The following is a 24,400-nucleotide window of genomic DNA, read 5'->3' on the forward strand; positions in this document are numbered from 1 at the left end:
ACGACCACTTGACCCGCCAGATCCACTTTTCCGAGCAGCACATCATTGGCTGTATAGACATGAGCTTTGTCCGCGCCTGGAATTCCGGGAATGATTGGAGCCGCTCCAGAAGCGAGGATGATTTCATCCGGGTTCACTTGCTCCACGAGTTCTTTCGTCACCTCTGTATTCAGCACGACCTGTACTCCTGAACGGTCAAGCTCGCCCTTTTGCCATACGGTGAAGGTGTTCAGCAGTTCTTTTCCGGGAGGGATTGCGGCAAGCAGCCATTGTCCGCCAAGTCTGTCGCTCTTATCGTACAGAGTCACATCATGACCGCGTTTGGCCGCGATAATGGCCGCTTCCATACCGACAGGTCCGCCGCCGATGACCATAACCTGCTTCTTCACTTCAGCTTCTTTAAGCTCATATTCGCCCTCTTTGCCCGTCAGCGGGTTAACCAGGCAGGACACCGGGTTCTGCTGAGCGATTCTCCATTGACAGCCCTGTCTGCAGCCGATGCAGAAAATAATTTCATCAAGCCGTCCTTCCTTCACCTTGTTCGGGAATTGAGGATCAGCGGTGGAAGCCCGGCCCATAGCCACGAAATCCGCCTTGCCTTCTTTCAGAATCGACTCCGCCACATGCGGATAAATGATCTTGTTGACGGCAAATACCGGAATATTGACCACTTTTCGAATCTCCTTGGCATAGTCAGAGAACACGGCGGTTCTGATCGAGGTAGGCGCAGAGACGATCGCTCCGGTCTTGTACACGCCGGCGGAAGCATGAATGGCGGCTACGCCGCTGTGCTCCAGCACCTGACTGATTACCTTCGTATCTTCGATGGTCAATCCGCCTTCCACCATCTCGTCGGCCGAAATCCGGTAAATGATCGGGAACTCCTCGCCAACCAATTCCTTGGCTCTGGCTATAATTTCAAGCGGGAAGCGCAGCCGGTTCATCAGGTTGCCGCCATAGGCGTCGGTTCGCTTGTTGGAGAAAGGGGAGACGAACTGGTTGATCAAGTATCCGTGCGCGCCGTGAAGCTCGATGGCATCATAGCCCGCTTCTTGACATCTTCGGATGGCCTGCGCGAATTTCTCGACCATCTCCTTTACTTCGTCCGTTGTCATTTCAACAGGGGTTTCAGACTGCGTCGGGTCCTGAATCGGCGAAGGGGCTACGGGTCTCATCCCCATAATTTCACTGCTTGCCTCCCGTCCCGCATGGTATACCTGGACCGCGATTTTAGCCCCTGTCTTATGGACCCGTTCAACCAGTTCCTTATGTTCTTGCATCAGCTCATCCGACCATAACCCGGCAATATTCTTGAAACCGGCGCCCCGGGGCTCGACCGCATTATCCTCGGCGATGATGAGCCCCCAGCCGCCTTTGGCTTTCTCCTCGTAGTACCGGATATATCTTTCGGTCAATCTGCCGTCTTCCGCAGCGTATTCGGTCAGCATCGGGGGGACGATCAGACGGTTCTTGATTTCCAGATTCCCTATTTTCCCCGGTTCAAAGATCCTTGTAAACATGTAATCCTCTCCTATTCCTTTTTGGGATTGCAGGATTGTGAAATTTTGCACTTATAAAATTGCAGGAAATGAACCCGCTCAGGATGGGTCAATCGCCAGCGCTCAGAACGATCTTCCCCCGCGTCCGCCCTGCCTTGCTTACAAGATGGGCTGCTCTCGCTCCGTCAACGGTTAGCGGAAAGACTTCGGTTACCACCGGCTTGATTTCGCCCGCTTCCACAAGCTCGCGCAGATGGTTCATATTTCTTCCGTCCGGACGTGTAAAGACAAACGACACCTTCAGCTGGCGCTCTTCTTCCAGCGCATCTATATAATCGGGACGTACGGCATCCCGCCCGCTGATGATAGTAGCCACGGTTCCACGTTTCTTCATGAATTTCAGAGCATCCCCGTAAGATGTGCCCCCGAGCGTATCCAGCATAAAATCGAACTCTGTCGCTGTATCCATGCCGCCCAGGTCATAATTGAGCACTTCGTCCGCTCCCAAATCACGAACAAAATCACTGTTCCTGGAGCTTGTTGTCGCCGCCACATAGGCGCCGCGCGCTTTGGCCACCTGAATGGCTATCGAACCGATCCCGCCGCTTCCCGCCAGTATGAGCACGTTCTGCCCTGGCTGAACATTCCCCACTTCTACAAGAGCCTGCCAAACCGTAAGCCCCACCAAAGGGAGGGAAGCCGCTTCGGCATAGGTTAGCCCCCGGGGCATCGGCGCAACGAGGTGCGCAGGCACAACAATTTCGTCCGCGTAGGTGCCCTGTTTTTCCATTTCCGGTCTGAAAAAGACATCGTCTCCCACTTTAAATTCGGTTACATTTGACCCGGCAGCCGCCACTTTCCCCGCTGCATCCCATCCTAAAATAAGGGGAAGCTCATATGGAAAATCCGTCTTCAGCAGCCCTTCCCGCACTTTCCAGTCCACGGGGTTCACCCCGCTTGCCTTGATGGAGATCAGCAGATCCCCCGGTCCCCATGTTGCTGTGGGTACAGCAACCGTCTTGATTTGCTGTTCATCGCCGTATTCCTCAATGCCAATTCCGATCATCTCACGGCCCCTTTCGTTATTGTCCGGATTCGAGGATCATTATAAATTCAACGGAGCGTTAAGGATAGTACGTACTTTTTGGTACTATAGGCACTTAAAAGTACCTATTAAAAAACAGATTGCATAAAACTCACAGTCCGCTGTAGATTCCAAATGGCGCTTTCCCCATATATAGAGGATGCCTGGAATCAGGTGTTGGAGAATCAAGGGTACTTTTCAGTACCTATATCACTTAAAAGTACGTACTTATCAAAAGGATTGTACAGTTATACAATAACGCCATGCCTAAGCATTTCAATGCATTGAAGATCGATTCAGTGCAAATAAGTAAAATGGAGGAATTTCTAATGAGCAATTATGTACAATCCGCGTCTCGGGCACAAGCGACGCAAAAATCAGGCAACTGGGCGCTCCTTGCTCTGGCGATCAGCGCTTTCGGTATCGGAACAACCGAGTTTGTTCCCGTAGGTCTGCTTGCAGGCATCGCCGGTGACTTGAACATCGGCATTACACTGGCCGGCCTTCTCATTTCAGGTTATGCCATCGGGGTCGCTTTGGGAGCTCCAATTCTCACTGCGCTCGCGAACCGGATGAGCCGCAAGTCTTTGCTGATGTGGCTGATGGTCGTCTTCATTATCGGCAACGCGACCGCCGCGCTTTCATCGTCATTCGGGCTGCTGCTTGTCGCGCGTTTCGTGACTGCATTCTCCCATGGCGTCTTTTTCTCGATTGCATCGACGATTGCTGTCCAGTTAGTCTCTCCCGAGAAAAAAGCCAGCGCCATCGCGCTCGTATTCACCGGTCTTACGATTGCTATTGTTACCGGCGTTCCGCTCGGAACTTTCATCGGGCAAGCTTTCGGCTGGAGAGCGACCTTCTGGAGCGTTGCCTTGCTGGGTGTTATTGCAATTATATCGAGCGCCGTACTTATCCCTCGCGATTTGAAGCAATCTCCTCCCGCCAAATTCTCGGACATGCTCCGTCTGATTACGAACGGCCGGCTGCTTCTCGGATTTCTGATCACTGCGCTCGGCTATGGCGGGACGTTTGTCGCATTCACCTTCTTGAACCCGCTCCTGCATAACGTCACCGGGTTCAGCCAAGGCGCAATTAACATAATCCTGATCGCCTATGGGATTGCGGTGGCCATCGGCAACTCGGTCGGCGGAAAATGGGCCAACAAGAACCCGATCCGCGCACTGCTCATGATGTTTATTTTGCAAGCTGCGGTGCTTATTCTGTTGACGTTCGTCATTCCTTTTAAAGCCGCCGGTTTGATTGGAATCATCCTGATGGGACTGTTCGCGTTCATGAATGTCCCCGGACTTCAATTATACGTGGTCCAACTGGCTGAAAAATACGTCCCATCGGCGGTAGACGTGGCTTCGGCGCTTAACATTGCGGCTTTCAACATCGGCATTGCCATTGGCGCTTTTGTCGGCGGGGTTGTTGTCGACGGTATGGGACTAGTGCATACTCCATGGATCGGCGCGCTGATGGTTATCGTTGCGATTATCCTCACTGCGGTTTCGGCCAAGCTTGAGCGGAATTGATCGAGGGTACTGGGTATCTGTATTTGGGTAAGCATCAAGCCCGAACCCTAAGTAAACAGCCCGAGGAGAACCTCATCCTCGGGCTATTTAAGTACCAACGTACTTACCTTCTTTCTTGTATTAAAATACAGCACTACCGAAGATAACATCAAAGCAAAATACAGCAAGGACATGGGGAGCTGGGAATTAACCTTAAGATCACTGGCGCCGGCAGTGACGAGCGAGACAATAACTCCCGACAACGAGCCGAACACGGAGCTGGCCGTTCCCGCAAGATGGGAGAACAGTTCCATGGACCGAGCCAGTGTATTGGGTACGATAAAACCACAAACAAACACAAGCAGAAGGACCGGAATGATAATACTGAGCAGATTCACACCGACAGCAAGCTCCAGCATGATCATAACCAGACTGAACAAAGAACCGCTCAAAAGCCCAAATAAAAGAATAGACATGATGGAATATCGGCCAACACTGGCTCTATTGCCAATTGAACCGAAAAAATAAGAAACCCCCAATACTAACGCAATATAACCGTAGAAAACGGATGAATACCCGAGGACAGACTGAATTAAAAAAGGACCCATCGTATTAAATATGACTACCGAAGCATATCCGAAGCCTCCTATAACAGTCATCCCGATAAACATCGGATCTTTGACGATCTCCCAAATATTCCTGAACGTCTGCTTCAAATTCAGTTCTACCAGTTGTTGATTGGTTTCCGGCAATTTGAGCAGAGCTAATATAAAAATGAACAATCCATAGATGCCAAAAAAGTAAAAATCCGCTTTCCAGCTAAAATACGCTTGAAAATAACCGCCTGCAAACGGGCCGAGAATCGGACCAAGCGACCAGCTCAAGCCAAAATAATTGGTTGCCTTTGCCAGCTCTTTGCCTTTATAACAATCCACCACCATCGCTCTTCCGACAACGGCCATGCCGCCGACGCTTAAGCCTTGAATCAGCCGGCACAGATTGAGCATATAAATATTGGGGGAGAAGCTGCTGATGAAGCTGATTAGCCCGTAGCATAACGAACTGGCCACCAGTATTTTTCTTCTCCCATAGTGGTCGGACAAGGTCCCGAGTATCATCTGACCCACACCGTAGCCCAGCATATACAGACTGATGCTTAGTTGAACCGTTCCGGTTGTGCTGTGATAATAGGAAACCAGCGCCGGAAGGGAAGGAACATACAAATCCACGCCAAGCCCCATTAGAAATGGCACTAAAAAAACAAGCAGTGTAATGACTCTCATTGATGAAATCTCCTATCCTATTTTTTTCTCAACCAAAATATAACTTTATTTTCCAATAAAATAATCACCCCGACGTAAAAAATCAGGGTGAATTTTCTCACCCTTGGCCTGACGATCGTCCCATACATTCGCTTTCCAATAAAAAAGGAAACCCGGATATTATTCATGACCGGATTTCCCAATTCTGAGGTTCTTGTTTAAATCATACATGCCTTCTCAATAATTTCATCCACGGCAAGCAAGCAGGTCTCCAGGCTGTTGACACCCAGTTTTCTGTAAATACTTTTCATATGGCTTTTAATGGTGTTCGTTGACAGCTGCATTTTTCCGGGAAGCCCGCTTATCGGCTCGCCTAATTTCAATTTGTATAATACTTCAATTTCCCTGGGGGTGAGTCCGTTTCGATTATCCAGAATCAGCGCTCCAAAAAACGTCAGCTTATTCGGCTGGGATTTTAAATCCCTGTTAAGTAAGGTCGTAACATAATCGCTGATCAGTTCTATCACAATTTTACAATGATTGATTCTTTCGTCTATCTTTAGGGCGATGCTTACAATTCCCTTAAGATCATGATTCGAATCTACCGGCGCAGCGATACAGGTCCACTTCTGCAAAGCTTCCAATGAATGATCCACAGTATTTACAACTTCCATCTTTCCGGATTTCAGCACTTTTCCTACCGCCGAAATTCCACCGCTTTTCATACTCAAATTGGTTCCCAATTTCATGCCGTTCTCAAACAGAAACTGAATCGTGTCTATTTCAGCGATGATATCAATGATATAACCATGTTTATCGAATAAACATATGAACTTTTCCTTAACAGCCAACTGATTAAATACTTTTCTTAAAATAGGTCTGCTGTTGCTGATTAAAGCTTCATTTCTCACCAATAACTGTGTTAGTTTAACGTCCGACAAACTTAATTTGGGGTACATTGCGCAGTCCTTGGTTCGTGCCAAATTCAATTTCATCCCTCCTTATAGCTCCATATGTGACAATAGCCCGACCTGAAATTAGAAACGTAAACTAAAAGTACATGATATGTAAGTAAAATACACCCGTTCACAAACTATTGATATGAAAAATAGCCTTGCTTACAAAAGGCGCGGACTCCAGAGCTTCCAAAAAACAAATCCAATGTTCAGTAATGACCTGGCTCTTGTTGAAGAACTGTCATCGCTTCAGTTGGATATTTTCGGCAAGAGGAAAAATATACACGCCTATTCCCTTCATCCCGGGTCTATTTTAACCCCTCTGCAAAGACACCTTTCAACAACCGAAATGGTGAATTTAGGATGGATAGACGACAAAGGCCAGGGTATTGACCCCAGCTTCAAGACCCCGGCGCAAGGCGCATCTACTGCAACCTGGGCGGCAACGAGTCCTGAATTGAATTCCTATGGCGGCGTGTACTGCGAAGATTGCGAGGTTGCTGTCATAGCACATGAGCCAACGTTCAGAGGAGTCCGGCCTTATGCGCTGGATGCTGTATCGGCAGAACGATTGTGGGCGCTATCCGCAAGGCTTACAGGAGTGAACGCCTTTGCATAGCCCGGCCTTGCTTAAATCGCCGGAAGTTCACATAAAGGCAGTCCGAAACGTCTTCGGTCTGCCTTTATGCCTGTCCGGTATATCGGATAGACTTCTGAACCTGCTAGCTGCAAACCTATTGCCTGGCTCAAAAAAAGAACCCCGGTACCGAATATACCGAGGCTCGAAGCACCTTCGTATGGACATGTTCAAGCACATCTGGCTCCGTAGCCAATATCAACCACGGTATCCCCCTAATTCTGACGCAGGGGCACGCAAATTTTTCGTCCCGCCTGCTCGAAATAAGCGACCCGCACATCAATCCCGTAAATCTTCTTCATGTTCTCTTCAGTAATCATTTCATCCACACTGCCTATATCGATGATTCGCCCATCCTTTAAAATCCCTATCTTGTTGGACAAAAGAAAAGAATGGTCCGGAAAGTGGGAGGTGATAATGACGCTGAACCCTTTTTGCGACAAATTCCCTATCAATTCCAGGGTTCTGATCTGGTTGCCAAAGTCCAGGTGAGACGTTGGTTCATCCAACAGGAGCAGCTCTGGCTGCTGCGCCACAACCCGCGCAAACATGGCCAGCTGCATCTCCCCGCCGCTAATTTCCGTATACGGTTTATGCTTGAGATGGGCGATGCCTATGGTTTCTATGGCCTCTTCGGCAATGGCGCGGTCATGGTCGGAAGGTGAGGAGAATGTACCGATGTAAGGCGTTCTTCCCATTAATACAAATTCAAACACCGAATACGGAAATGTGGGCAAATGTGACTGGGGCACATATCCGACCCTTTTGGCAATTTCAAGCTGACCCAGGGACCGGATGCTTTGGCCGTCGAATAAAATATCTCCTTTGCTCAGTTGAAACAAGCCCCCGATGCTGTTTAGCAGCGTTGACTTTCCTGCACCGTTGGCTCCCAGTATACAAAGGATTTCACCTTTTTCCAGGGAGAAGGACAGGCCATCAAAAATAACTTTATGATCCGGGTAGCTGAAAGAGGCGTCGCGCACTTCGATCCTCATAGCCATTTCACCTTATGCCTGAGTATCAGATAAGTAAAGAAGGGCGCTCCAACAATCCCCGTCAGGATGCCTAGCGGTATCTCCGTCGCCGTAAGGGTGCGGGCTATATTGTCGATAATCAGCAGAAAAGAAGCCCCCAATAAAAATGACACCGGCAGCAGCCTGCTGTGATTCGGCCCGACCATGATACGCCCGAGATGAGGCGTGACAAGCCCAATCCAGCCAATCGTGCCTCCAAGACAAACGGCAGCCGCTGTAATGATCGTCGTGCACACAACAACAATCAGCCGCAGCTTCCGGATATTAATTCCGAGTGAACGGGCCTCCCGGTCACCCAGGGAAAGAACGTTCAACCGCCACCGCAGCAGCAGCAGAACGGCAGAAGCTATGACGATTAATGGCATTGTAATCCATATCATCTTGTAGGTAACTGCCGAAATGCTGCCCATAAGCCAAAAAACGATGGCGGGCAGTTTATCATACGGGTCGGCAATATATTTGGTCAAGGAGATCAAGGATGTAAAGAAAGCACTCACGATAATGCCCGACAATACGAAAATAAGGGTTGGCGTACTTTTATGCAGCCGGGTAATACCATAAACCAAGCTCACTGCGATCAGACCGCAGCCAAAGGCAAAAACAGCAACCGTAATGCCGGTAAAGTTCAGGAGCAAGGCAAGAGCAGCGCCAAAGCCTGCTCCCGCCGAAACCCCCAAAATATCCGGGGAGACAAGGGGGTTTCTGAAAAGCCCCTGAAAAGATGCTCCCGATATGGCCAAGCCGCCTCCAACGATCATTCCGGCAATGATTCGGGGGAGCCGTACCTCCCAAACCACCTGCTCCATCATAACGGTAGCTCCGGTCTCCAGGGAAAAAAACTTCGAAGCTATAATCTTCAAGACTTCAACAGGAGATATTTGAAATCTGCCTACGCATATGGATACAAAAATGATAAACAGCAACACAGCCGACATCATAATAAGATGATAGCGTTCCAAAACCGAAAGCAGGTTTCTTCTCAAAGCCCGTGCGCCCCCTTCCGAACCTCCGGTTCATGCTACTTCACAGTGTTGTGTTCCGTCATTAAAATTTCATTGACTTCGGCATCGGTGAGGTCATAGCTAAAGAACTTCTTATAGAAATCTTTAGTTTCCTGTTCCAGATTCAGGTCAGCAAATTTATCGGGATAGAACATCTTCGCCGCCCATAAAATTTGCAGGGCCTGTTCCCCGCAGTATCTGTCCCACTGAAAAACACCGATAGGATTCATATATACTCTGTTGTCTTGCACAGCCTTGATTTCTTTCCATTTAGGATTGTTCATCATGTCTTCCACCTCTTTGGGCGCTTCCGTCCACGGCGGTGTGGCGTTTACAATGATATCGGGGTTCCAGTCAAGAATTTGCTCAAAGGTCACGGTTTTTTTCAAGCCTTCAATGTCCTTGGCTGCAATGTTGATTCCCCCTGCGGCTTCGATCCAGGCCTGGGCCATGGAATTGCGGCCGTCCGTTGCCAGGAAGCCCTGAGTGAAATAAACCTTGACGCGCTCATTCTCGGGAATGGTTGATGTAATATCCGTAACACGTTTGAAATTGTCTTCAAGGTATGCAGTATATTCATCGGCTCTCTTTACTCCGTCCTCTCCGAGCACTTCCCCAACCAGGCGAACGGTTTCCTTCAATCCGTCGAAGTCGGTAAAGCTGCTGGTAACTACGGGAATATTCAGCTCCTTCAATTTATCCAGAGACTTGTCCTGCGCATAGGCAATAATCAAATCAGGCTGGGTTTTTAACAGTTCTTCGATGTTAATGTCTCCGGATGAGCTGTCAAAAGGCGCCGTAACCTCATTTATACGCGGATATACTTTTTGAAAGGACGCAAGCTTCTTAACATAGGTCGTAGTTGCGACAAGCTTGTCTCCGCCGCCCATCATCAGCATAATTTCGTTATTTGCATTCCAGAGATTCGCAATCCGCTGTGGCGATGCGGGTATTTCCACCGGACCGTTGACACTTTCAACGATTCTGGTGGCTGGCTTGCTGTCATTGACAGGCTCATTGGAAGGCTTGCTGGCCGCCTCATTGCCAGTCTTATTGCCACAAGCTGCCAGAACAAACAGAAGAAGCGCCATACATAGAACAGAAATGATTTTACTTTTTGACTTCATTTAAAAAATTCTCCTTTCTTTGGCGAGCATTCAAAATAGCATGACCTTGAGCTGATTATGTAACAAGCACCCCCAAACTATGTTCTATATGATTTACACTGATTTGATAGTGCCCATTTTACTACACCGGAATTTTTATTGTCAAAAGAAATATAACATAACAATACTGTTTATAATAGAATATATATCCATATTATTAATTTATATTAATTAGTTATATTTAATTCTATCTAATTATTTGTTGTCCTATAATGCTAGGCATAGCTATTTCAGAAATATCTTAACCATACTATGTAAAATAATGTAAAATGAAAAAAACCCTTCTCAAAAGGGTTTCATTTGTAAAGTATAATGCGGCCGAGAGGACTCGAACCATGCAAAAGTCCTCCCAATAGTATACTACAGGTCACTACATTACATTAAAGTGCGTACTTCCTTATTGGAAACTTTGTTATTAGAATAAAGCCTGTGCCTGATGAGCACAGTGAACACAACGTTCAATGCTACTGAACGTAATTATGAAGAGGAGCGTATACATGAATCGTTTTACAATTCCACGCGATATTTATTATGGGGACGGCGCTTTGGACATCCTCAAAACACTTGAGGGGACAAAAGCTGCACTCGTCATCGGCGGCGGTTCCGTCAAATCGAGCGGCAACCTCGCCAAAATTGAAGGTCTGCTTGCGGAAGCGGGCATAGAAACACGATTGATTGAGGGTATTGTATCCGAACCGACCGTTGCCATGGTTATGGAAGGAGTCAAAACCCTGAACGAGTTCCAGCCGGACTGGGTAATCGGCATTGGCGGCGGTTCGCCGATGGATGCTGCGAAAGCGATGTGGGTATTCTATGAGCATCCGCAGCTTACTTTCGAAGAAGCAAGCCGGCCGTTCACGTTGCCTAAACTGCGGACCAAAGCCAAATTCATCGGCATTCCGACGACAAGCGGCAGCGCTTCTGAAATTTCAAATCTGTCGGTCGTGACAGATGAGAAAACAGGCATCAAGTACCCCCTTGCCGATTTCGAACTGACGCCGGATCTGGCGGTCATCGATCCGGTGCTGGTTGAATCGATGCCTAAACATATAACGGCATATACCGGCATGGATTCGCTGACACACGGCATTGAGTCGTATGTTGCCAAGCCCCGCACTCTACTGACGGATGCGCTGGCAATTGAATCGGTCGAGCTGGTGAAACAGCATCTTCTTCATTCGTACGAAGGCAGCCAAGAATCGCGTAAAGCGATGCATATCGCCCAAGGTATGGCCGGTATGGCTTTTGCCAACGCGGTGCTGGGTAACGTTCATAGTCTTGCTCACAAAAGCGGTCCGACCTTCGATATTCCGCACGGCTGCGCCAACGCGATTTATCTGCCGTATGTCATCCAGTTTAACCGTACGGTCGTCTCCGACCGCTTTGCGGCCATCGCCAAACGGATCGGTCTTACCGGTCAATCAACGGACGAACTGGTAGACGCGCTGGTGGCGTGGATACGTGAGTTGAATCGCAACATGGGTATCCCAAGTACACTCCACGACTACGGCGTATCCGAAGAGCTGTTTAACACGCATGTGGATAGCATGGCGGCAAACGCGGTGAAAGATCCATGTACAAGCACCAACCCGCGCGAAACATCTGTAGAAGAAATGAAAAAACTATACGTAGCAGCGTTTAGAGGAGAAGACGTAACGTTCTAATCCATTCATATCTTAGCTTTATTCAAGCTGGCGTCTACTCGATAGGCGCCAGCTTGTTTCATGCTAGACCCAGTTATTTCAAATCTTCGTTTAATTGGTTGTGCTGGAAAACCATAAGCTGCGTCCTGATTCGGTTTCACGATCTACAGCCCAGGTGATGAGGTACCCTGAACCTTCCAAGCACAAAAAAAGGCTCATAAACTGCTGCAAAAGCAATTCTACGAACCTTTTAAATGTTAGGCAATGCGGTCGAGAGGACTCGAACCTCCACGGGGGGTTAGCCCACACGGACCTGAAATTGGTGTACCGTTTTGGAGGTGAACGAGAAAAGTGCACCTGCCCGAATCCCTTATGGGACAAGGAATTTCAGGTTTTTGTATTTTTATTCCATCGACGAAAAGCTGGTTGTTTTTCGATGGTGTTTGGTGCGCTCGTACAATCATAACATTAACGCGCTTATCGGCCTCAGTCGCGCACGTCTTTTCCCTCACTAATAACCCGAGGAAAGGATGCTGCTTAGCATGTCCGACTTTCCACAAATTTCATTTCCAGAGGCTGTTCGAGCCTTCCTGCAGGATTGCCGTTTGCGCAATCTAACACCCACCACCTACGAGTTTTATAAGTATGGTCTCGTTACGCTGGAGCAATTTATGAAGGCTCACCATCTAGAATTTGCCCAACTGACTCCCTTCGACCTCAGCAATCGCTACATGAACTACATGATTGATCGCCAATTTGCCTCTCACACCATACGGGGGAGGATTTCCACCTGCCAGCAATTTTTTAAGTATTTGTGGCAGGAGGGATTTCTCGAGACCAACCTGGCTGCCGACTTTCAGCTTATCCGCGCTGAACCAAAAGCAATCTTTACCTTCTCCAAGGAGCAGGTTGCCGCAATTTTCAGTCCGGCGACAGGATCGGCTCCCCCGTCAAAAGCCAGATGCACATGGGTGTCAATCAAACCCGGCAGCAGCGTGCGATTTCCCAGTTCAATGATTTCGGCTCCTTCTCTGCAGCCACGCCCCCGCATTCCCCTTGCGGCCCCACCCATGCAATCGCTCCATTCTCCACCAGAACCGCGCCTTTGATCATAGGCTCGCCCGGTCTTCCGCTGACAATCCAATCTGCCTTCAGCAGTATGCTCTTCATCAGGCGATCAGTCGAAATAGCCGTCCGTGAACGTCCACGTTCGCAGACTGTCCTTATGGGCCTGGATCACAAGGGCAATCAGGTCGCCTTTTGAGGCGTTGCGGTGCCGCCTGGCGGCATCGGGATCGATGCGGACGACCGAACCCTCCTTGACCGGTATGACCTCATCGTCAACAAGAATTTCCCCTTCCCCCTTCAAGATGAAGTAGATTTCCTCATTGTTGATGTGCTTGTGGGCTTTGGCGGGCTCCTCTCCGGGTGCCCAGCGGTTGACGGATATTTCTGCAGAAGTAAGCGCCGCCAGCTCCTTGAGAAGTATTTTTCCATTCCCCTGCTGATCCGTGTACGCCAAATCCTGAAAAGGACCGATATGGTAAACCGAGTATTTTTTATCGCTCATTTGATTCTCTCCTTGTTCTTCAAATGGTATAGCTCCATTCCTGCGTCATCCGTTTGAGAAATTGCCGGGTCCGCTCTTCCTTGGGAGAGCCGAACAGCTCCTGCGGCGGGCCTTCCTCGACAATAGCGCCATCGTCCATAAAGACCACATGATTGGATACATCCCGCGCAAACGCCATTTCATGGGTTACGATGATCATCGTGATTCCCTCCCGGGCAATGCTGCGGATGACCTCCAGCACTTCGCCGACACGCTCCGGGTCCAGAGCCGAGGTCGGTTCATCGAACAATACCACCTCCGGGTTCAGGGCGAGAGCCCGGGCAATTCCCACCCGCTGCTGCTGACCGCCAGACAACTGGCTGGGATAAGCATCCTGCTTGTCGGCAAGCCCCACCTTGTCCAGCATGAGCTGGCTTCTGGCCCGCGCGTCCGCCTTTAGGAGCTTTTGTACGACGACGAGACCCTCCATGACATTTTCCAGCGCTGTTTTGTGCTTGAACAGGTGGTAATTTTGGAACACCATGGCCGTTTTTTGGCGAAGCTTATGGATGTCCCGCTTGCCGGCCCCCTTGCAATTTACAGTGACGTCGCCAATGGCGATCTCGCCTGCGTTGGGCTTCTCGAGAAAATTGAGGCAGCGCAACAGTGTTGTTTTTCCCGAGCCGCTAGGTCCGAGAATCGCCGTTACCTCTCCTTTTTGCAGCTGCAAATCAATATGACCCAGCACCTTCTGTTTGCCGTATGACTTTGTCAAGCCCCGCACCTGTATCATGCCACGCCCCCCCGATGATAGCGGTTGATCCGTTTTTCCAATCGTGCCGAAGCCGTCTCCAGCAAAATGGTGATTCCCCAATATAGAATCGCAGCCGCGATAAACGCTTCAAAATACTTCCAATTTTGATTCGCCACAATGTTTGCTTTCCCGAATACCTCCAGCACGGTTACCGTAAAAGCCAGCGTTGATCCGTGCAGCAAGCCGATCACAACATTGGTCATATTCGGGAGGCTGACGGCAAGGGCCTGGGGCAGCACAATTCTGCGAAAGGCTTGGAGAGCGGTCATACCAACGGCGTAAGCCGCTTCCACCTGCCCCTTGTCAACCGCCAGCAATCCCGCCCGGATGAATTCGGATAAATATGCCCCCGCCGTCAGGGAAAATGCAAGAAAGACATAGTACAGGATCGGAATGGATGCGGAGTTAAAGTCCAAACCGAGCTTGCGGGCAAAGAAGTCGATAATGACTGGAGATCCGAAATAGACCAAAAACAAGTGCATCAGTGCGGGAGTCCCGCGAATAAAAGCCACATAACCGGCCACGATGAGATGAAGCCCCCTCACGCGGTAATGCCGGATGAACGCTACGCCTGTACCGATCAGCAGCCCGCCGGCTGCCGGTACTCCCGTGAGAAGCAGTGTCATCGGCAAAGCCGAGAGAAGCTGGAGAAATGCGTCATATATAAATCCGGGATCAAGCTTCATTGGTTTCGCAACACCCCCACATCCGGCTCATGAAGCCGCATTCTCCGCTCCGCCAGCGCAAACAACCGTTCCAGTGCCAGACTGATGGCCAGATAGATCAGCGACAATGAAAGATACACCTCGATAAAATGCTGGGTAGCCAGTCCAAGGGTCTGGGATTTCCCGGTCATTTCCATTACGCCAAGCGTAAAGGAAAGGGATGTATCCTTTAGATTACCGATGACCAGATTGGAAAATGCGGGAAGCGATACCGCAGCTGCCTGGGGCAGCACAATGCGGCGAAACGCATGGAAGCCGGACATGCCGACAGCATACGCCGCTTCCACCTGACCGCGATCAACGGCTGACACCGCTGCACGGATGGCTTCCGAAATAAAAGCTCCACTGTTCAACCCGTAGGTCAGAATGACAAAAGCCAGTGCTGGAACCCGGGTGACATCGAGATGAATTCCTTTCAGCAGCTCCGGCAGTCCAAAATAAATCAGGAACAATTGAATGAGAATCGGCGTTCCCCTGAAGAAAGATACATAGATCCGGGACACCCGCTGAAGCACCGGAATGCGAAACAGCCTTGGCAGGGCTACAGCAGTTCCGATGACCATGCCGAGCAGCATGGAGCATGCGACGATGAACAGGGTTATTTGAAGGAAGCCAAGCAGCTTGGGAATAAAATCGTAAACGAAGGTGATGTCAAATCTTCTGCCCATAAGGTTGCCTGCTCTTTCCCTGACCTCATTCTTTGAGGCTCTTCGTGTAGTCTTGTCCCAGCCACTGGATGCTGAGCTTGGACAGCGTACCGTCCGCCTTCACAGCCTTGATGGCTTCATCCAGCTTGTCGGAAAGCTCTTGGCTGTCCTTGCGCAACACGTAGTAAACTCCGTTTTCAAACAACGGATCGCCAACCAGCTTTAACGCCTCCTTGCCGTCCGCGTCTTTTTCAAAGTGATAAGAGAAATCGTTTTGCAGCGTGGCATCAACCCGTTTGGTCCGGAGCAGGTTAACGAGATCGTTGGCCCCGCCGTTTCCATAGACGACCTCCACCTTCTTGTCCTGCTTTTTGTTGTATTCCTCGATAAAATAAGCATTATTGCTCGTCGAGGAGCCTATATACAGCTTTTTGCCCCGCAGGTCATCCAGGGAATGAATCTGATCATTGCCTACCTCTACGGCAACCTTGGTCTTAAAATAACTGTAAGGCTCCTTCGTAAACAGAAACTTGGCCTCCCGCTCCGGGTTCTTGTTCATGATTTGAGCAATGAAATCAATTTTCTTCGTCTCCAGACTGAGCAGCAGGCTGCTGAATTCCAGCGGCTGGATCTCAAATTCATATTGCGGCAGCCGCTTGTCCAGCTCTTTGACTAATTCCACATCGAAGCCGGTAAGCTTTCCGTTCGCATCGATAAAAGAAACGTTGGGGAACACACTGGTCGTTCCGACGACGATTTTCTGCACCTTGTATGTCGGAGAGGCTGCTGCAGCTGTGGGGCTTACCGCCGCGCTCGCTCCCCCATTCTGCCCACTGCCCTCCTTCTTCCCATTCGAGCCGCAGCCGACAATGAGTACACCCAAAAAAGCGAATATCAGCAAAATCAAAGAAGTACGTTTCATTCAATTTCTCCCCTTAATTTTAGATTAATAGTCGGAATTCGGCGAAAAAGGAAAAGGCGACAACTGCCTCTTTTTTGCCTCCTCCGTTTTTCGGCCGATATTCCGTTACGACATCGAACAGATAGATGCTTACGGAATGACCTGAACAACGATTTTCCCCCGGGCCCGGCGGCTTTCACTTCGCTCATGGGCTTGCCGGGTCTCCTCCAGCGGCACAACGGTATCGATATAAACACGCAGCCGGTCTTCGTCAAACCATTGGCCAATCCGCTCCAGGTCGGCAGTTGCGATCTGCAGCAGGCGGACATCCTGAACATCAATGGAAAGCTCGGCGGCCTTGTCAGCAGAGTAATGACCATATGTTACCGGCACCAACCTTCCTCCCGGCTTAAGTACCGCAAGCAGCGTGTCTCCCTCCGGCCCTCCAACCGTATCCAGTACCAGATCGGCAATTCCCGGCAACTGAGTGAGCGGTGTCACAGTATAATCAATACATTCATCCGCGCCCAGTTCACGCAGGAAAGCCTGATTTCGACCTGAAGCTACGCCGATGACCTTAGCTCCCAGCAGTTTGGCAATCTGGACGGCAAAATGCCCAACGCCACCGGAGGCTCCATGGATCAGCACCGTCTGACCTGTAGTAAGCTGCCCCTGCTTGACCAGCGCATGCCAGGCTGTGAACGCCGACATCGGCACCGCCGCAGCTTGAAGGTGGCTCAGTGATTCGGGCTTGCGGGCCAGCTGCGACTCGGGTATAACCACATATTCCGCGCAAGCGCCGCTGTTTGCCGTCATTCCGTACACAGCCTCCCCCTCCCGGTAGAGGCTTGCGTCAGGCCCAACCGCTGCAACAACTCCAGATACATCCCAGCCGGGAATGTAGGGGAGAGGAAATGTATCTCCCGCTAACCCCGAACGGATTTGCCAGTCGCCGGGATTGACGCCAATCGCATGAACCTTGACCAGAACCTCGCCGCCTGCGGCCTGCGGCCGCTCTACCCGCTCCAATTCCAGCACCTCAGGCCCGCCGTGAGAATGGTAGCGGATCGCCTTCATTGTTTCAACATCAGCCAAAATGCGTCACTTCCTTTCCATGTATTCACTCCATTAACGAACATCTGTCTGTTAACGATCATTGATTGAATATCTATCGATCATTGAATATAATAGTAGTCAGATATGGGCAAGGTTTCAATCATCAATCTTGCTCCGTTTTCGTTTACACGACAAAAGCACGTATTTGTTGAATAAAAGGAGCTGTTTTCATGAAAACGCAAAATGAACATACCGACAGGCGGATCAAGCGTTCCCAACGGCAGCTTAAGCAAGCATTTATGGAATTAATGCGGGAGAAGGGCTTCCCCTCCATCACCATTCAGGATATTACGGACCGGGCCGATGTCAACCGCGGTACATTCTACGCTCATTTTCCCGACAAGTACGCACTTCTTGAAGCAGCGATCCGCGAAAAATTCCAGAGGCTTCTGGAAGCCAAGCTCCCCTCTGACGCTGGCTGGGAACAAGCTCATTTGCGGATTCTCATTCATACGGTTCTGGAGCATTTTAAAGAAATGAGCGGGCGGTGTTATCCCATCGACACGGTGAACCCGCTTTTTGAGCGCGCCGTACAGGAGGAGCTTTACACGCTGCTGCTCCATTGGCTTCAGCAAAGCCGTCCAGACTCAAAAGGATGGGGCTTCCCTGTCGAGACCCTGGCGTTAATGACCAGTTGGGCCATATTTGGAGCAGCAGCGGATTGGAGCAGAGGAAAGAGCCAATTCTCTACAGAGCAGATGACCGACCATGTCATGTCCGTTCTGACAGAGGGGACAATCAAGCTGCTCAATGATTGAATGATTCCGGTACCAATCCACCGTATCGCGAATTGTCTCTGTCAACGGCCTGAACTTGACGCCAAACATCCGCTCCGCTTTGGCCGCGCTGGTCCGTCTCTTATTTGTAACCGACCGCACTCCGTTGACCGACAGCGCCAGGGTCTTCCCCGTTAATGCGGCATAACGCTCCGCCGCCCATGCCGCTGCCAGAAGCATTCCCTTGGAAAACTGCCTCGTCGGGGCGGGAATTCCCGTGACTTCCTCCAACACTTGCAGCAATTCCCGCTGGCTCACATGACACGCGCTTAAAATAAACGAATCTGTGTGCTGAATGGTTTGAACAGCCATAGTCATCGCTTCTGCCACATCGCGGGGATCGACAACGTCAATGCCCGAATCCGCGATGACCCCCGGCAATCGGCGGTTCATAAAATCCAGCACCAGCTTGCCTCCGCTTGTCGGCGCTGCATCCCAGGGACCGATCATCCATGCGGGCTTCATCGATACTACCGGCAGCTTGGACCGTTCGGAGAACAAGGCGATCGCCTGATCGCCGATTATCTTGCTCCTGCCATAGTCGTTCAACGCTTCATCGGGGCTCGCCACATCTGTCTCGTCGCTTGGAGCGCCGTCCTTTCGTTTGCGGATGGTGGCGTTACTGCTTGTATGGACGATCCTGCCAATCCCGTGCCGCTCTGCTTGCTCAAACAGGCGCACCGTATTCGTCACATTGATCCGCTCCAGCATGGGCCAATGCTTGCCCGGAGCAAATGTTTCGCGGAAATAAGCAGCCGTATGAAAAAGCGTATCGCAACCATGCAAGGAAGGGGCGAATGCCTCCACAGACTCCATGTCGCCTACGATCAGCTCCGCTCCGATGTCTCCCAGCAGCTTCTCCGCCTTCTCCTTTGAGCGAACCAGCGTTCTGACCTCATGCCCCTCCGCGGCCAAATGTCGGATCAGATTGATGCCCAGTAAACCGGTGCCTCCGGTAACAAATGCTTTCATCTTCAGCGCTCCTCGCCCATTTTATTTCGTATGCCTATGCTTCCGGTTTCCTTGACTCGTGCGGTACTCACTCCTCCGAAATGCCATAACGCTCATAAAAGTGGCGCAGCCCGGACGGAGCCCACCAATTGGCCCTGCCGGCCAGCTTCATGAAGGCGGGCACCAGCACGGAGCGAATGAGGGTGGCGTCCACCAGCACGGCCAGCGTCATCCCTACGCCGAGCATTTTGAGAAACACCACCTCGCCCGTCCCATAAGCGGCAAACGTAAAGGCCAGAATCGCCGCGGCCGTGGTGACCAGAGAACCGCTCCTCTGAAGCCCCCTTGCCACGGATTCCACCAGATCGCCGGTGCGGTCATACTCTTCTTTAATTCGCGACAGGATAAACACCTCATAGTCCATGGACAAACCGTATGCGATGCAGAACATCAGGATCGGAATGCTCGGCTCGATGGACCCGGCCGGTGTAAAGTGGAGCAGCCCGGACAAATTCCCCTCCTGGAATACCCAGACGAGGGTACCGAACATAATCGTAAGGCTGAGGAAATTAAGCAGTGTCGCCTTCACCGGCAGCAGAATGCTGCCCGTCATCAGAAACAGGATGACAAATGTTATTGCGAGCACCAGAGCAAGAGCAATCGGGATTCTATCCAGTAGCTTAACCCGGAAATCGGTCAAATCCGCCGGATATCCTCCGACCAAAACATCAAATGGCGCATCGGCCGCCCGTATCTCGCCTACCAGCCCGGGAGCATCGGCATTGATGGCTGCTCCATAGGGAATGACCGTCAGAAAGGTGCCACCTTCCACTCCGGCAAAGCGGGCATGGGTTTCATTGGCAGGCGTGATTAATTGACCTTTGGAGTATGAGCCGGCCAGGGAGTCCACCTGGATAATGCCCGGAACCTGCGATAGCCGCGCCGCATAAGCCGATATATCCTTTATTGCAGCTGACGGGTCCTTAACCTCAGGAGCCACAACCTGGATGGCATCCGTTTCCTCGGCCGGAAATCCCGCCATCTTCTGGTCTTCCACCACCCGGCTGGTCGCGTCGGCGGGCAGCACGCGGTGGTCGGGAAGCCCGAACCGCAAATTCAGCACCGGAGAACCGAGCAGCAGCAAAATAAGCATCGCGGCGCCTCCATACAGCACAGGACGGCGCATGATCGCCTTGGCGCTCTTGTACCACCAGCCTGCGCGGGAACCGGAAGTGCCTGAACGGACCGCAGCCGCTCCTCTCTTGGCACGCCGTGCAAGCCGGCTGCCAAGTACGGCGAAGAAAGCAGGCAGAACAAAAACGGAACCCATAATCCCCGACAGCACCACCAGAACACCGGTATATGCAAAGGACTGGAGGAATGGGAAAGGAAAGACAAACAGCACCGCGCAGGAGGCCGCCACTGTGATGCCGCTGAAAATGACGGTTCGTCCAGCGGTTTCCACCGTACGTACGGCGGAAGCAAAAGCGTCCTTGCCCGAAGCAAGCTCCTCTCTGAACCTGGAAATCATAAACAGCGAATAATCGATGCCAAGCCCAAGTCCCATGACCAGGGTCAGATTAAGCGCAAAGGTCGATACCTCTGTGAACGGGACCACTGCGGCTAATCCGGCCAGTGTGCCGACCATCGCGAACAGACCCACGCCGATGGTCAAAGCCGTAGCCCGAAAGCGCCGGTAAACCAGAAGCAGCAGAATGAATACCCCGGGTAAAATAATCGACTCCGCACGGACAAAATCCTGGCGCGCCAGCCCCGCCGCTTGCCTGAATATTTCGTCCTGCCCGCCTACCTGCACCTTGAGCAATTCAGTCTCGCGGGTATATTTCGGGGATAAATCGGCCAACGCCGTCCTCGCTTCCGTTACGGTTCCTTTCAAATGCGCCAGAATAAGCACCTGTGTCCCGTCCTTGCTGCGAAGTGTTTGTGTTCCCCCGCGGGACCAGTACGACGATGCTTCCTGAACGGCTTCCTCCTTCGCCAACTCGCCGGTGAGCGCAAGGCCCGCTTCCCGAATGGCCGGACTCTCGATTGTACCGCTCTTTGCGGTTACCAGCAGCGCCAGATTGGGACTGCCGGAACCGAACTGCCGCTCAAGCGTCCTGCCCGCCTGATACGATTCGGAACCGGGCACCTCCCATCTGCTCAGGGACAGCTTGCCAACGGTTCCCGCGCCGATAACCCCGAAAGCGATAAAAGCAATGATACCCAATATAATGATCAGCCATCTGGCCTTTATAATAAAACCTCCGACCGACCGCAGCACCGTTGTGTTCGATGACTCCGACAGCACCGATGACCCCAATGCCTCTTTGCGATATCCATGTGTTTTGTCCATGTTTCATCTCCTCCAATATATAACATTTGTTTGATCAATCAAACAATATAATCTAAAAAAATAATTGCCGCCCGTTCCTCTTATTTTTGAACGCTTTTCACATAAGCGGCAATCATGGCGGCAAACGTATCGTAGGCCCCGTCGTAATCAAATGCATCATCGCACAGCAATTGCAGGGCAAGGCCATCGAAAACAGACAGCAATATGGGAGCCAGCGCACGGGAATGCTCTTCCGGAAGCTTGCCGACGGACTCGATCAATTCTGCCAGGTGGGCACGTTTGCTCGCAAGCGTATCTTTGATGCTGCCGGATACCGCCGGATTTCTCAGCCCCAAGGCAAACAATTCATAACGGAGCTTGATCCACGACGGATTTTCCTCGGCTCTCGATTTCGGCACGCTGAGCACCGATTTAACCTTCTCCTCATTTACCGGCCCGTCGCTGTGGCTCTGAATAAACGGCAGCGATTCGCAATACCTTTCCGATTCGCGGCGGAATACTTCGGCAAACAACAGGTCCTTGCTGGAAAAATAGTAGCCAATCAAACCCTGCGCCACTCCCGCCACACGGGCTATTTCTTTTGTAGAGGCTTCATCATAGCCTTTTTCGGCCAATACCTGGTAGGCAGCGTCGATAATTCTTTGCTGTTTATCATGCTCTGTCATCCTAACCTCCGGGACTGTTTGTTTGGTTGATCAAACAAATCCTAACACAAAATCTTGGCTCGCGCAAGAAGGATGCTGACAGTTTTACGTTTTCTTTTCAGGGCTGGGGGCGGCACGTTCCTTCAGTCCACGACACGCAGGACAATCTTCCCTTGCAAGTGGCCTTTCTCGCCATGCTCATGCGCCTTGGATGCCTCCGCCAGGGAGAAAACGCTGTCGATGGCGATTCGAACTTGCCCCGCATCGATCAACCGTCCGATCTCTGACAGTTGCGCCCCGTTGGAGCGTACTTGGCGATCCTTGCGTGTTACGTCCAACTCCGCGAGACGCTCGGGAGGGTAGTTGCCGATATTTACAGGGATCAGCGTCCCGCCGCGCTTGATTATGTCGAGTAAGCGGTAACCATTCGGTCCACCCACATTGTCGAGGAGCAGATCGACATCGCGGATGACCTCTTCTACGGAATTGGACGTATAGTCAATGAACTGGTCAACGCCTAACTCTCGCAGAAATGTCTCATGTCGTCCCGATGCTACCCCGATCACCCGTGCCCCCTTCAGCTTCGCGAATTGTACCATGAAGTGGCCGACACCACCGGCTGCCCCGTTGACGAGAACCGTCTGTCCGGACTGTAAATTCGCATGATCAAACAATAGCTGCCATGCCGTCAGCGCCGCCATAGGGACTGCTGCCGCCTGGATGTGATCGATGGTTGCAGGCTTGAGGGCCAGATCCGTTACAGGAGCCGTGGTGTACTCAGCATAGCCCTTTCCGCCACCTTTTTCAGTATAGGGGGGGAAGCGGACGAGGCCATAGACGGCATCTCCCACGCTAAACTCGTCAACTCCCGGTCCCACAGCTTCCACTATACCAGAAATATCCGAGCCCGGAATGGAGGGACGGGGGATTTTAGGCCGCAGCTCTTCGGGAAGCTCCAGATAGCCCGCACGTCCCCGCCAATCAGCTGGATTAATGCCTGCGGCATGGATGCGAACCAGCACCTCGCCCGACTCCGCCGAGGGACGCGGCACGTCCTCGTACGTCAAGACCTCAGGACCTCCGATAGTATGGATCCGAATCGCTTTCATGAATTTTGTGCTTCCTGTTTCCATGTCATATGTCCTCCTTCAATTTTTTTCATATTTTTCAGTCGTCGATATTCTCATAAGCTCACTGTCCATCTATATATGGGCAGGAGGTTGACCAAGCGCACGTAGAGCAGCATCGAGCAACTCCTTACGAATTTCAGGACTTAAATACCCATTATGGGACGAGATAATATTTATCGCGGTCTGGGCAACAGCGAAAGCAGCGCGCGCCCGGATTAGCTTTCCCTCGGTTGGCTGCGGGCCGGCAAGCAGGGAGATGATCTGACCGCATTTTTCCTCCACGTTGTGGCGCGTCAGCTTCTCCTGGATAGACAGATCGTTCCACAGTGCGATTAGCACCTTTCCCGATCTTGCCATACCGTCGATGTAAGCGCTGAGCAGTTGCTCCGGAGAGAGGTGTTCAACTGCGGCACGCTCAACAAGCTTCGAGAGGGATAAAATCGGCTGATCCAAGATCGCATCAAGGATTTCCTCCTTGGATCGAAAATGGTAATAGACGCCAGCCTTACTCGTACCCACTTGGTTAGCAACATCAGCAATGGATGTACCTGCGTAGCCGTGCTTGGCGAACAGCTCCCGAGCGGCATCGAGGATTTGGTTCCTTGTCGTATTAGCGTTTTGATCGATCATGCGTTGCACCCCCCTTTCCTAAAGTTAAATTTTGACGACCGGTCGGTAAACTCAGTATACTTCTTTGCCGACCGATCGTCAAGTGGCCTGGCCGAAAGATCATGATATATCCAACATAAAATGAACGATCAACTGGCCAACCCAGAATCCGGTTGGCCTAATTGAATGATATAATGGCTAATAGACTAATGGCTCACTTAAGCCTGGAGGTTTTGATGCCTATTCAAGAACTTGCATAGCAGTTTTTGAATGAACATTTTTTCGAGACATGCATCAGGACATTCTGGAAGGGATCGGATTGGACCTTGCGTTAATCATAAAAAGCGTCTTATATAGAACGCAATTAACAAACCAACAGCACCACT

22 protein-coding genes and 1 pseudogene are annotated in these 24,400 nt (G+C 51.0%); 5 read left to right on the forward strand and 18 right to left on the reverse strand.

The features are described 5' to 3' along the window. Nucleotides 1-1,520: oxidoreductase (locus tag L692_RS0123950; RefSeq protein ID WP_025702474.1), on the reverse strand; the 1,520-nt coding region annotated here is incomplete at its 3' end. 88 nt (nt 1,521-1,608) lie between these two features. Further along, entirely contained in the window at nt 1,609-2,565 is a 957-nt protein-coding gene (locus L692_RS0123960) for an NADP-dependent oxidoreductase (protein WP_025702475.1), read from the reverse strand. Between the two features lie 347 nt (nt 2,566-2,912). On the opposite strand from L692_RS0123960, the gene L692_RS0123965 reads away from it, so the two are divergent. Beyond that, nucleotides 2,913-4,118 carry an MFS transporter gene (locus L692_RS0123965; RefSeq protein WP_025702476.1) on the forward strand — a complete coding sequence of 402 codons (1,206 nt, stop codon included), beginning with the start codon at nt 2,913-2,915 and terminating at the stop codon, nt 4,116-4,118. 83 nt (nt 4,119-4,201) lie between these two features. Here the strand turns inward: L692_RS0123965 and L692_RS0123970 are convergent, their stop codons facing one another. Then, nucleotides 4,202-5,380 (reverse strand): multidrug effflux MFS transporter, encoded by a 1,179-nt coding sequence (locus L692_RS0123970; protein WP_025702477.1) that lies wholly within the window; start codon nt 5,378-5,380, stop codon nt 4,202-4,204. Nucleotides 5,381-5,577: 197 nt separating this feature from the next. After that, nucleotides 5,578-6,348, reverse strand: a complete 771-nt coding sequence (locus tag L692_RS0123980; protein WP_025702478.1) for a helix-turn-helix transcriptional regulator — start codon at nt 6,346-6,348, stop codon at nt 5,578-5,580. Nucleotides 6,349-6,460: 112 nt separating this feature from the next. Here L692_RS0123980 and L692_RS0123985 point away from each other — a divergent pair, with 112 nt between their 5' ends. Continuing rightward, the gene (locus tag L692_RS0123985) at nt 6,461-6,934 is read left to right on the forward strand and encodes an SDR family NAD(P)-dependent oxidoreductase (RefSeq protein ID WP_156940568.1); all 474 of its coding nucleotides are present in this window, start codon (nt 6,461-6,463) and stop codon (nt 6,932-6,934) included. A 233-nt stretch (nt 6,935-7,167) separates the two neighbouring features. On the opposite strand, the gene L692_RS0123990 is transcribed toward L692_RS0123985, so the two are convergent. Genes L692_RS0123990 through L692_RS0124000 form a run of 3 tightly spaced genes read right to left on the reverse strand, consistent with a single transcriptional unit; the run spans nt 7,168 to nt 10,114 of the window. Beyond that, a complete protein-coding gene (locus tag L692_RS0123990; RefSeq protein ID WP_198027822.1) occupies nt 7,168-7,947 on the reverse strand; it encodes an ABC transporter ATP-binding protein in 780 nt (259 codons plus the stop codon). Continuing rightward, nucleotides 7,944-8,969, reverse strand: a complete 1,026-nt coding sequence (locus L692_RS0123995) for a FecCD family ABC transporter permease (protein WP_025702481.1) — start codon at nt 8,967-8,969, stop codon at nt 7,944-7,946. Before L692_RS0123995 ends, L692_RS0123990 begins: the two co-directional genes overlap by 4 nt. 35 nt (nt 8,970-9,004) lie before the next feature. Beyond that, a complete protein-coding gene (locus L692_RS0124000) occupies nt 9,005-10,114 on the reverse strand; it encodes an ABC transporter substrate-binding protein (protein ID WP_025702482.1) in 1,110 nt (369 codons plus the stop codon). 536 nt (nt 10,115-10,650) lie between these two features. Between L692_RS0124000 and L692_RS0124005 the strand changes: the two genes are divergently transcribed. Further along, nucleotides 10,651-11,817 carry an iron-containing alcohol dehydrogenase gene (locus L692_RS0124005; RefSeq protein WP_025702483.1) on the forward strand — a complete coding sequence of 389 codons (1,167 nt, stop codon included), beginning with the start codon at nt 10,651-10,653 and terminating at the stop codon, nt 11,815-11,817. A 521-nt stretch (nt 11,818-12,338) separates the two neighbouring features. Further along, nucleotides 12,339-12,905, forward strand: a complete 567-nt coding sequence (locus L692_RS32130; protein WP_198027823.1) for a tyrosine-type recombinase/integrase — start codon at nt 12,339-12,341, stop codon at nt 12,903-12,905. 68 nt (nt 12,906-12,973) lie between these two features. Here the strand turns inward: L692_RS32130 and L692_RS0124015 are convergent, their stop codons facing one another. The 6 genes from L692_RS0124015 to L692_RS0124040 all read right to left on the reverse strand — a co-directional run bounded on the left by L692_RS0124015 (nt 12,974) and on the right by L692_RS0124040 (nt 17,527). Continuing rightward, complete coding sequence (locus tag L692_RS0124015; RefSeq protein ID WP_025702485.1) at nt 12,974-13,366, reverse strand: cupin domain-containing protein; 393 nt, start codon at nt 13,364-13,366, stop codon at nt 12,974-12,976. A 19-nt stretch (nt 13,367-13,385) separates the two neighbouring features. Beyond that, on the reverse strand, nt 13,386-14,138 hold the full coding sequence (locus tag L692_RS0124020; protein ID WP_025702486.1) for an amino acid ABC transporter ATP-binding protein: 753 nt from the start codon (nt 14,136-14,138) through the stop codon (nt 13,386-13,388). Next, complete coding sequence (locus L692_RS0124025) at nt 14,135-14,845, reverse strand: amino acid ABC transporter permease (RefSeq protein ID WP_025702487.1); 711 nt, start codon at nt 14,843-14,845, stop codon at nt 14,135-14,137. The genes L692_RS0124020 and L692_RS0124025 overlap by 4 nt, the downstream gene beginning before the upstream one ends. Then, on the reverse strand, nt 14,842-15,552 hold the full coding sequence (locus L692_RS0124030; protein ID WP_025702488.1) for an amino acid ABC transporter permease: 711 nt from the start codon (nt 15,550-15,552) through the stop codon (nt 14,842-14,844). Before L692_RS0124030 ends, L692_RS0124025 begins: the two co-directional genes overlap by 4 nt. A gap of 25 nt (nt 15,553-15,577) precedes the next feature. Next, nucleotides 15,578-16,453 (reverse strand): transporter substrate-binding domain-containing protein, encoded by an 876-nt coding sequence (locus L692_RS0124035; RefSeq protein ID WP_025702489.1) that lies wholly within the window; start codon nt 16,451-16,453, stop codon nt 15,578-15,580. Nucleotides 16,454-16,582: 129 nt separating this feature from the next. Continuing rightward, on the reverse strand, nt 16,583-17,527 hold the full coding sequence (locus tag L692_RS0124040; RefSeq protein ID WP_051503574.1) for an NADP-dependent oxidoreductase: 945 nt from the start codon (nt 17,525-17,527) through the stop codon (nt 16,583-16,585). Between the two features lie 191 nt (nt 17,528-17,718). Between L692_RS0124040 and L692_RS33695 the strand changes: the two genes are divergently transcribed. Continuing rightward, nucleotides 17,719-18,306, forward strand: coding sequence for a TetR/AcrR family transcriptional regulator (locus tag L692_RS33695; RefSeq protein WP_084463365.1), 588 nt, complete (start codon nt 17,719-17,721; stop codon nt 18,304-18,306). Nucleotides 18,307-18,621: 315 nt separating this feature from the next. Here the strand turns inward: L692_RS33695 and L692_RS33700 are convergent. The 5 genes and pseudogenes from L692_RS33700 to L692_RS30065 all read right to left on the reverse strand — a co-directional run. Then, nucleotides 18,622-19,296 (reverse strand): annotated as a pseudogene (locus L692_RS33700) (NAD-dependent epimerase/dehydratase family protein); the annotation flags it as partial. A 67-nt stretch (nt 19,297-19,363) separates the two neighbouring features. Next, nucleotides 19,364-21,631, reverse strand: a complete 2,268-nt coding sequence (locus L692_RS0124055) for an MMPL family transporter (protein ID WP_025702493.1) — start codon at nt 21,629-21,631, stop codon at nt 19,364-19,366. An 80-nt stretch (nt 21,632-21,711) separates the two neighbouring features. Next, complete coding sequence (locus L692_RS0124060) at nt 21,712-22,296, reverse strand: TetR/AcrR family transcriptional regulator (RefSeq protein WP_025702494.1); 585 nt, start codon at nt 22,294-22,296, stop codon at nt 21,712-21,714. Between the two features lie 122 nt (nt 22,297-22,418). Further along, nucleotides 22,419-23,408, reverse strand: coding sequence for an NADP-dependent oxidoreductase (locus tag L692_RS0124065; protein ID WP_025702495.1), 990 nt, complete (start codon nt 23,406-23,408; stop codon nt 22,419-22,421). A 69-nt stretch (nt 23,409-23,477) separates the two neighbouring features. Then, nucleotides 23,478-24,035, reverse strand: a complete 558-nt coding sequence (locus tag L692_RS30065; protein WP_025702496.1) for a TetR/AcrR family transcriptional regulator — start codon at nt 24,033-24,035, stop codon at nt 23,478-23,480. Nucleotides 24,036-24,400 lie beyond the last annotated feature (365 nt).

Source organism: Paenibacillus forsythiae T98 (assembly GCF_000520735.1).
In the GTDB taxonomy this organism is placed as follows: domain Bacteria; phylum Bacillota; class Bacilli; order Paenibacillales; family Paenibacillaceae; genus Paenibacillus_AQ; species Paenibacillus_AQ forsythiae.

What these genes read in the sequence shown, in the direction of transcription:
- L692_RS0124000 (WP_025702482.1), bottom strand. Translation starts at nt 10,114, where the DNA reads ATGAAGTCAAAAAGTAAAATCATTTCTGTTCTATGTATGGCGCTTCTT.
- L692_RS0124025 (WP_025702487.1), bottom strand. Translation starts at nt 14,845, where the DNA reads ATGAAGCTTGATCCCGGATTTATATATGACGCATTTCTCCAGCTTCTC.
- L692_RS0124005 (WP_025702483.1), top strand. Translation starts at nt 10,651, where the DNA reads ATGAATCGTTTTACAATTCCACGCGATATTTATTATGGGGACGGCGCT.
- L692_RS32130 (WP_198027823.1), top strand. Translation starts at nt 12,339, where the DNA reads ATGTCCGACTTTCCACAAATTTCATTTCCAGAGGCTGTTCGAGCCTTC.
- L692_RS0124015 (WP_025702485.1), bottom strand. Translation starts at nt 13,366, where the DNA reads ATGAGCGATAAAAAATACTCGGTTTACCATATCGGTCCTTTTCAGGAT.
- L692_RS0124055 (WP_025702493.1), bottom strand. Translation starts at nt 21,631, where the DNA reads ATGGACAAAACACATGGATATCGCAAAGAGGCATTGGGGTCATCGGTG.
- L692_RS0124020 (WP_025702486.1), bottom strand. Translation starts at nt 14,138, where the DNA reads ATGATACAGGTGCGGGGCTTGACAAAGTCATACGGCAAACAGAAGGTG.
- L692_RS0124065 (WP_025702495.1), bottom strand. Translation starts at nt 23,408, where the DNA reads ATGGAAACAGGAAGCACAAAATTCATGAAAGCGATTCGGATCCATACT.
- L692_RS33695 (WP_084463365.1), top strand. Translation starts at nt 17,719, where the DNA reads ATGAAAACGCAAAATGAACATACCGACAGGCGGATCAAGCGTTCCCAA.
- L692_RS0123970 (WP_025702477.1), bottom strand. Translation starts at nt 5,380, where the DNA reads ATGAGAGTCATTACACTGCTTGTTTTTTTAGTGCCATTTCTAATGGGG.
- L692_RS30065 (WP_025702496.1), bottom strand. Translation starts at nt 24,035, where the DNA reads ATGATCGATCAAAACGCTAATACGACAAGGAACCAAATCCTCGATGCC.
- L692_RS0123960 (WP_025702475.1), bottom strand. Translation starts at nt 2,565, where the DNA reads ATGATCGGAATTGGCATTGAGGAATACGGCGATGAACAGCAAATCAAG.
- L692_RS0124035 (WP_025702489.1), bottom strand. Translation starts at nt 16,453, where the DNA reads ATGAAACGTACTTCTTTGATTTTGCTGATATTCGCTTTTTTGGGTGTA.
- L692_RS0123985 (WP_156940568.1), top strand. Translation starts at nt 6,461, where the DNA reads ATGAAAAATAGCCTTGCTTACAAAAGGCGCGGACTCCAGAGCTTCCAA.
- L692_RS0123965 (WP_025702476.1), top strand. Translation starts at nt 2,913, where the DNA reads ATGAGCAATTATGTACAATCCGCGTCTCGGGCACAAGCGACGCAAAAA.
- L692_RS0124060 (WP_025702494.1), bottom strand. Translation starts at nt 22,296, where the DNA reads ATGACAGAGCATGATAAACAGCAAAGAATTATCGACGCTGCCTACCAG.
- L692_RS0124030 (WP_025702488.1), bottom strand. Translation starts at nt 15,552, where the DNA reads ATGGGCAGAAGATTTGACATCACCTTCGTTTACGATTTTATTCCCAAG.
- L692_RS0123990 (WP_198027822.1), bottom strand. Translation starts at nt 7,947, where the DNA reads ATGAGGATCGAAGTGCGCGACGCCTCTTTCAGCTACCCGGATCATAAA.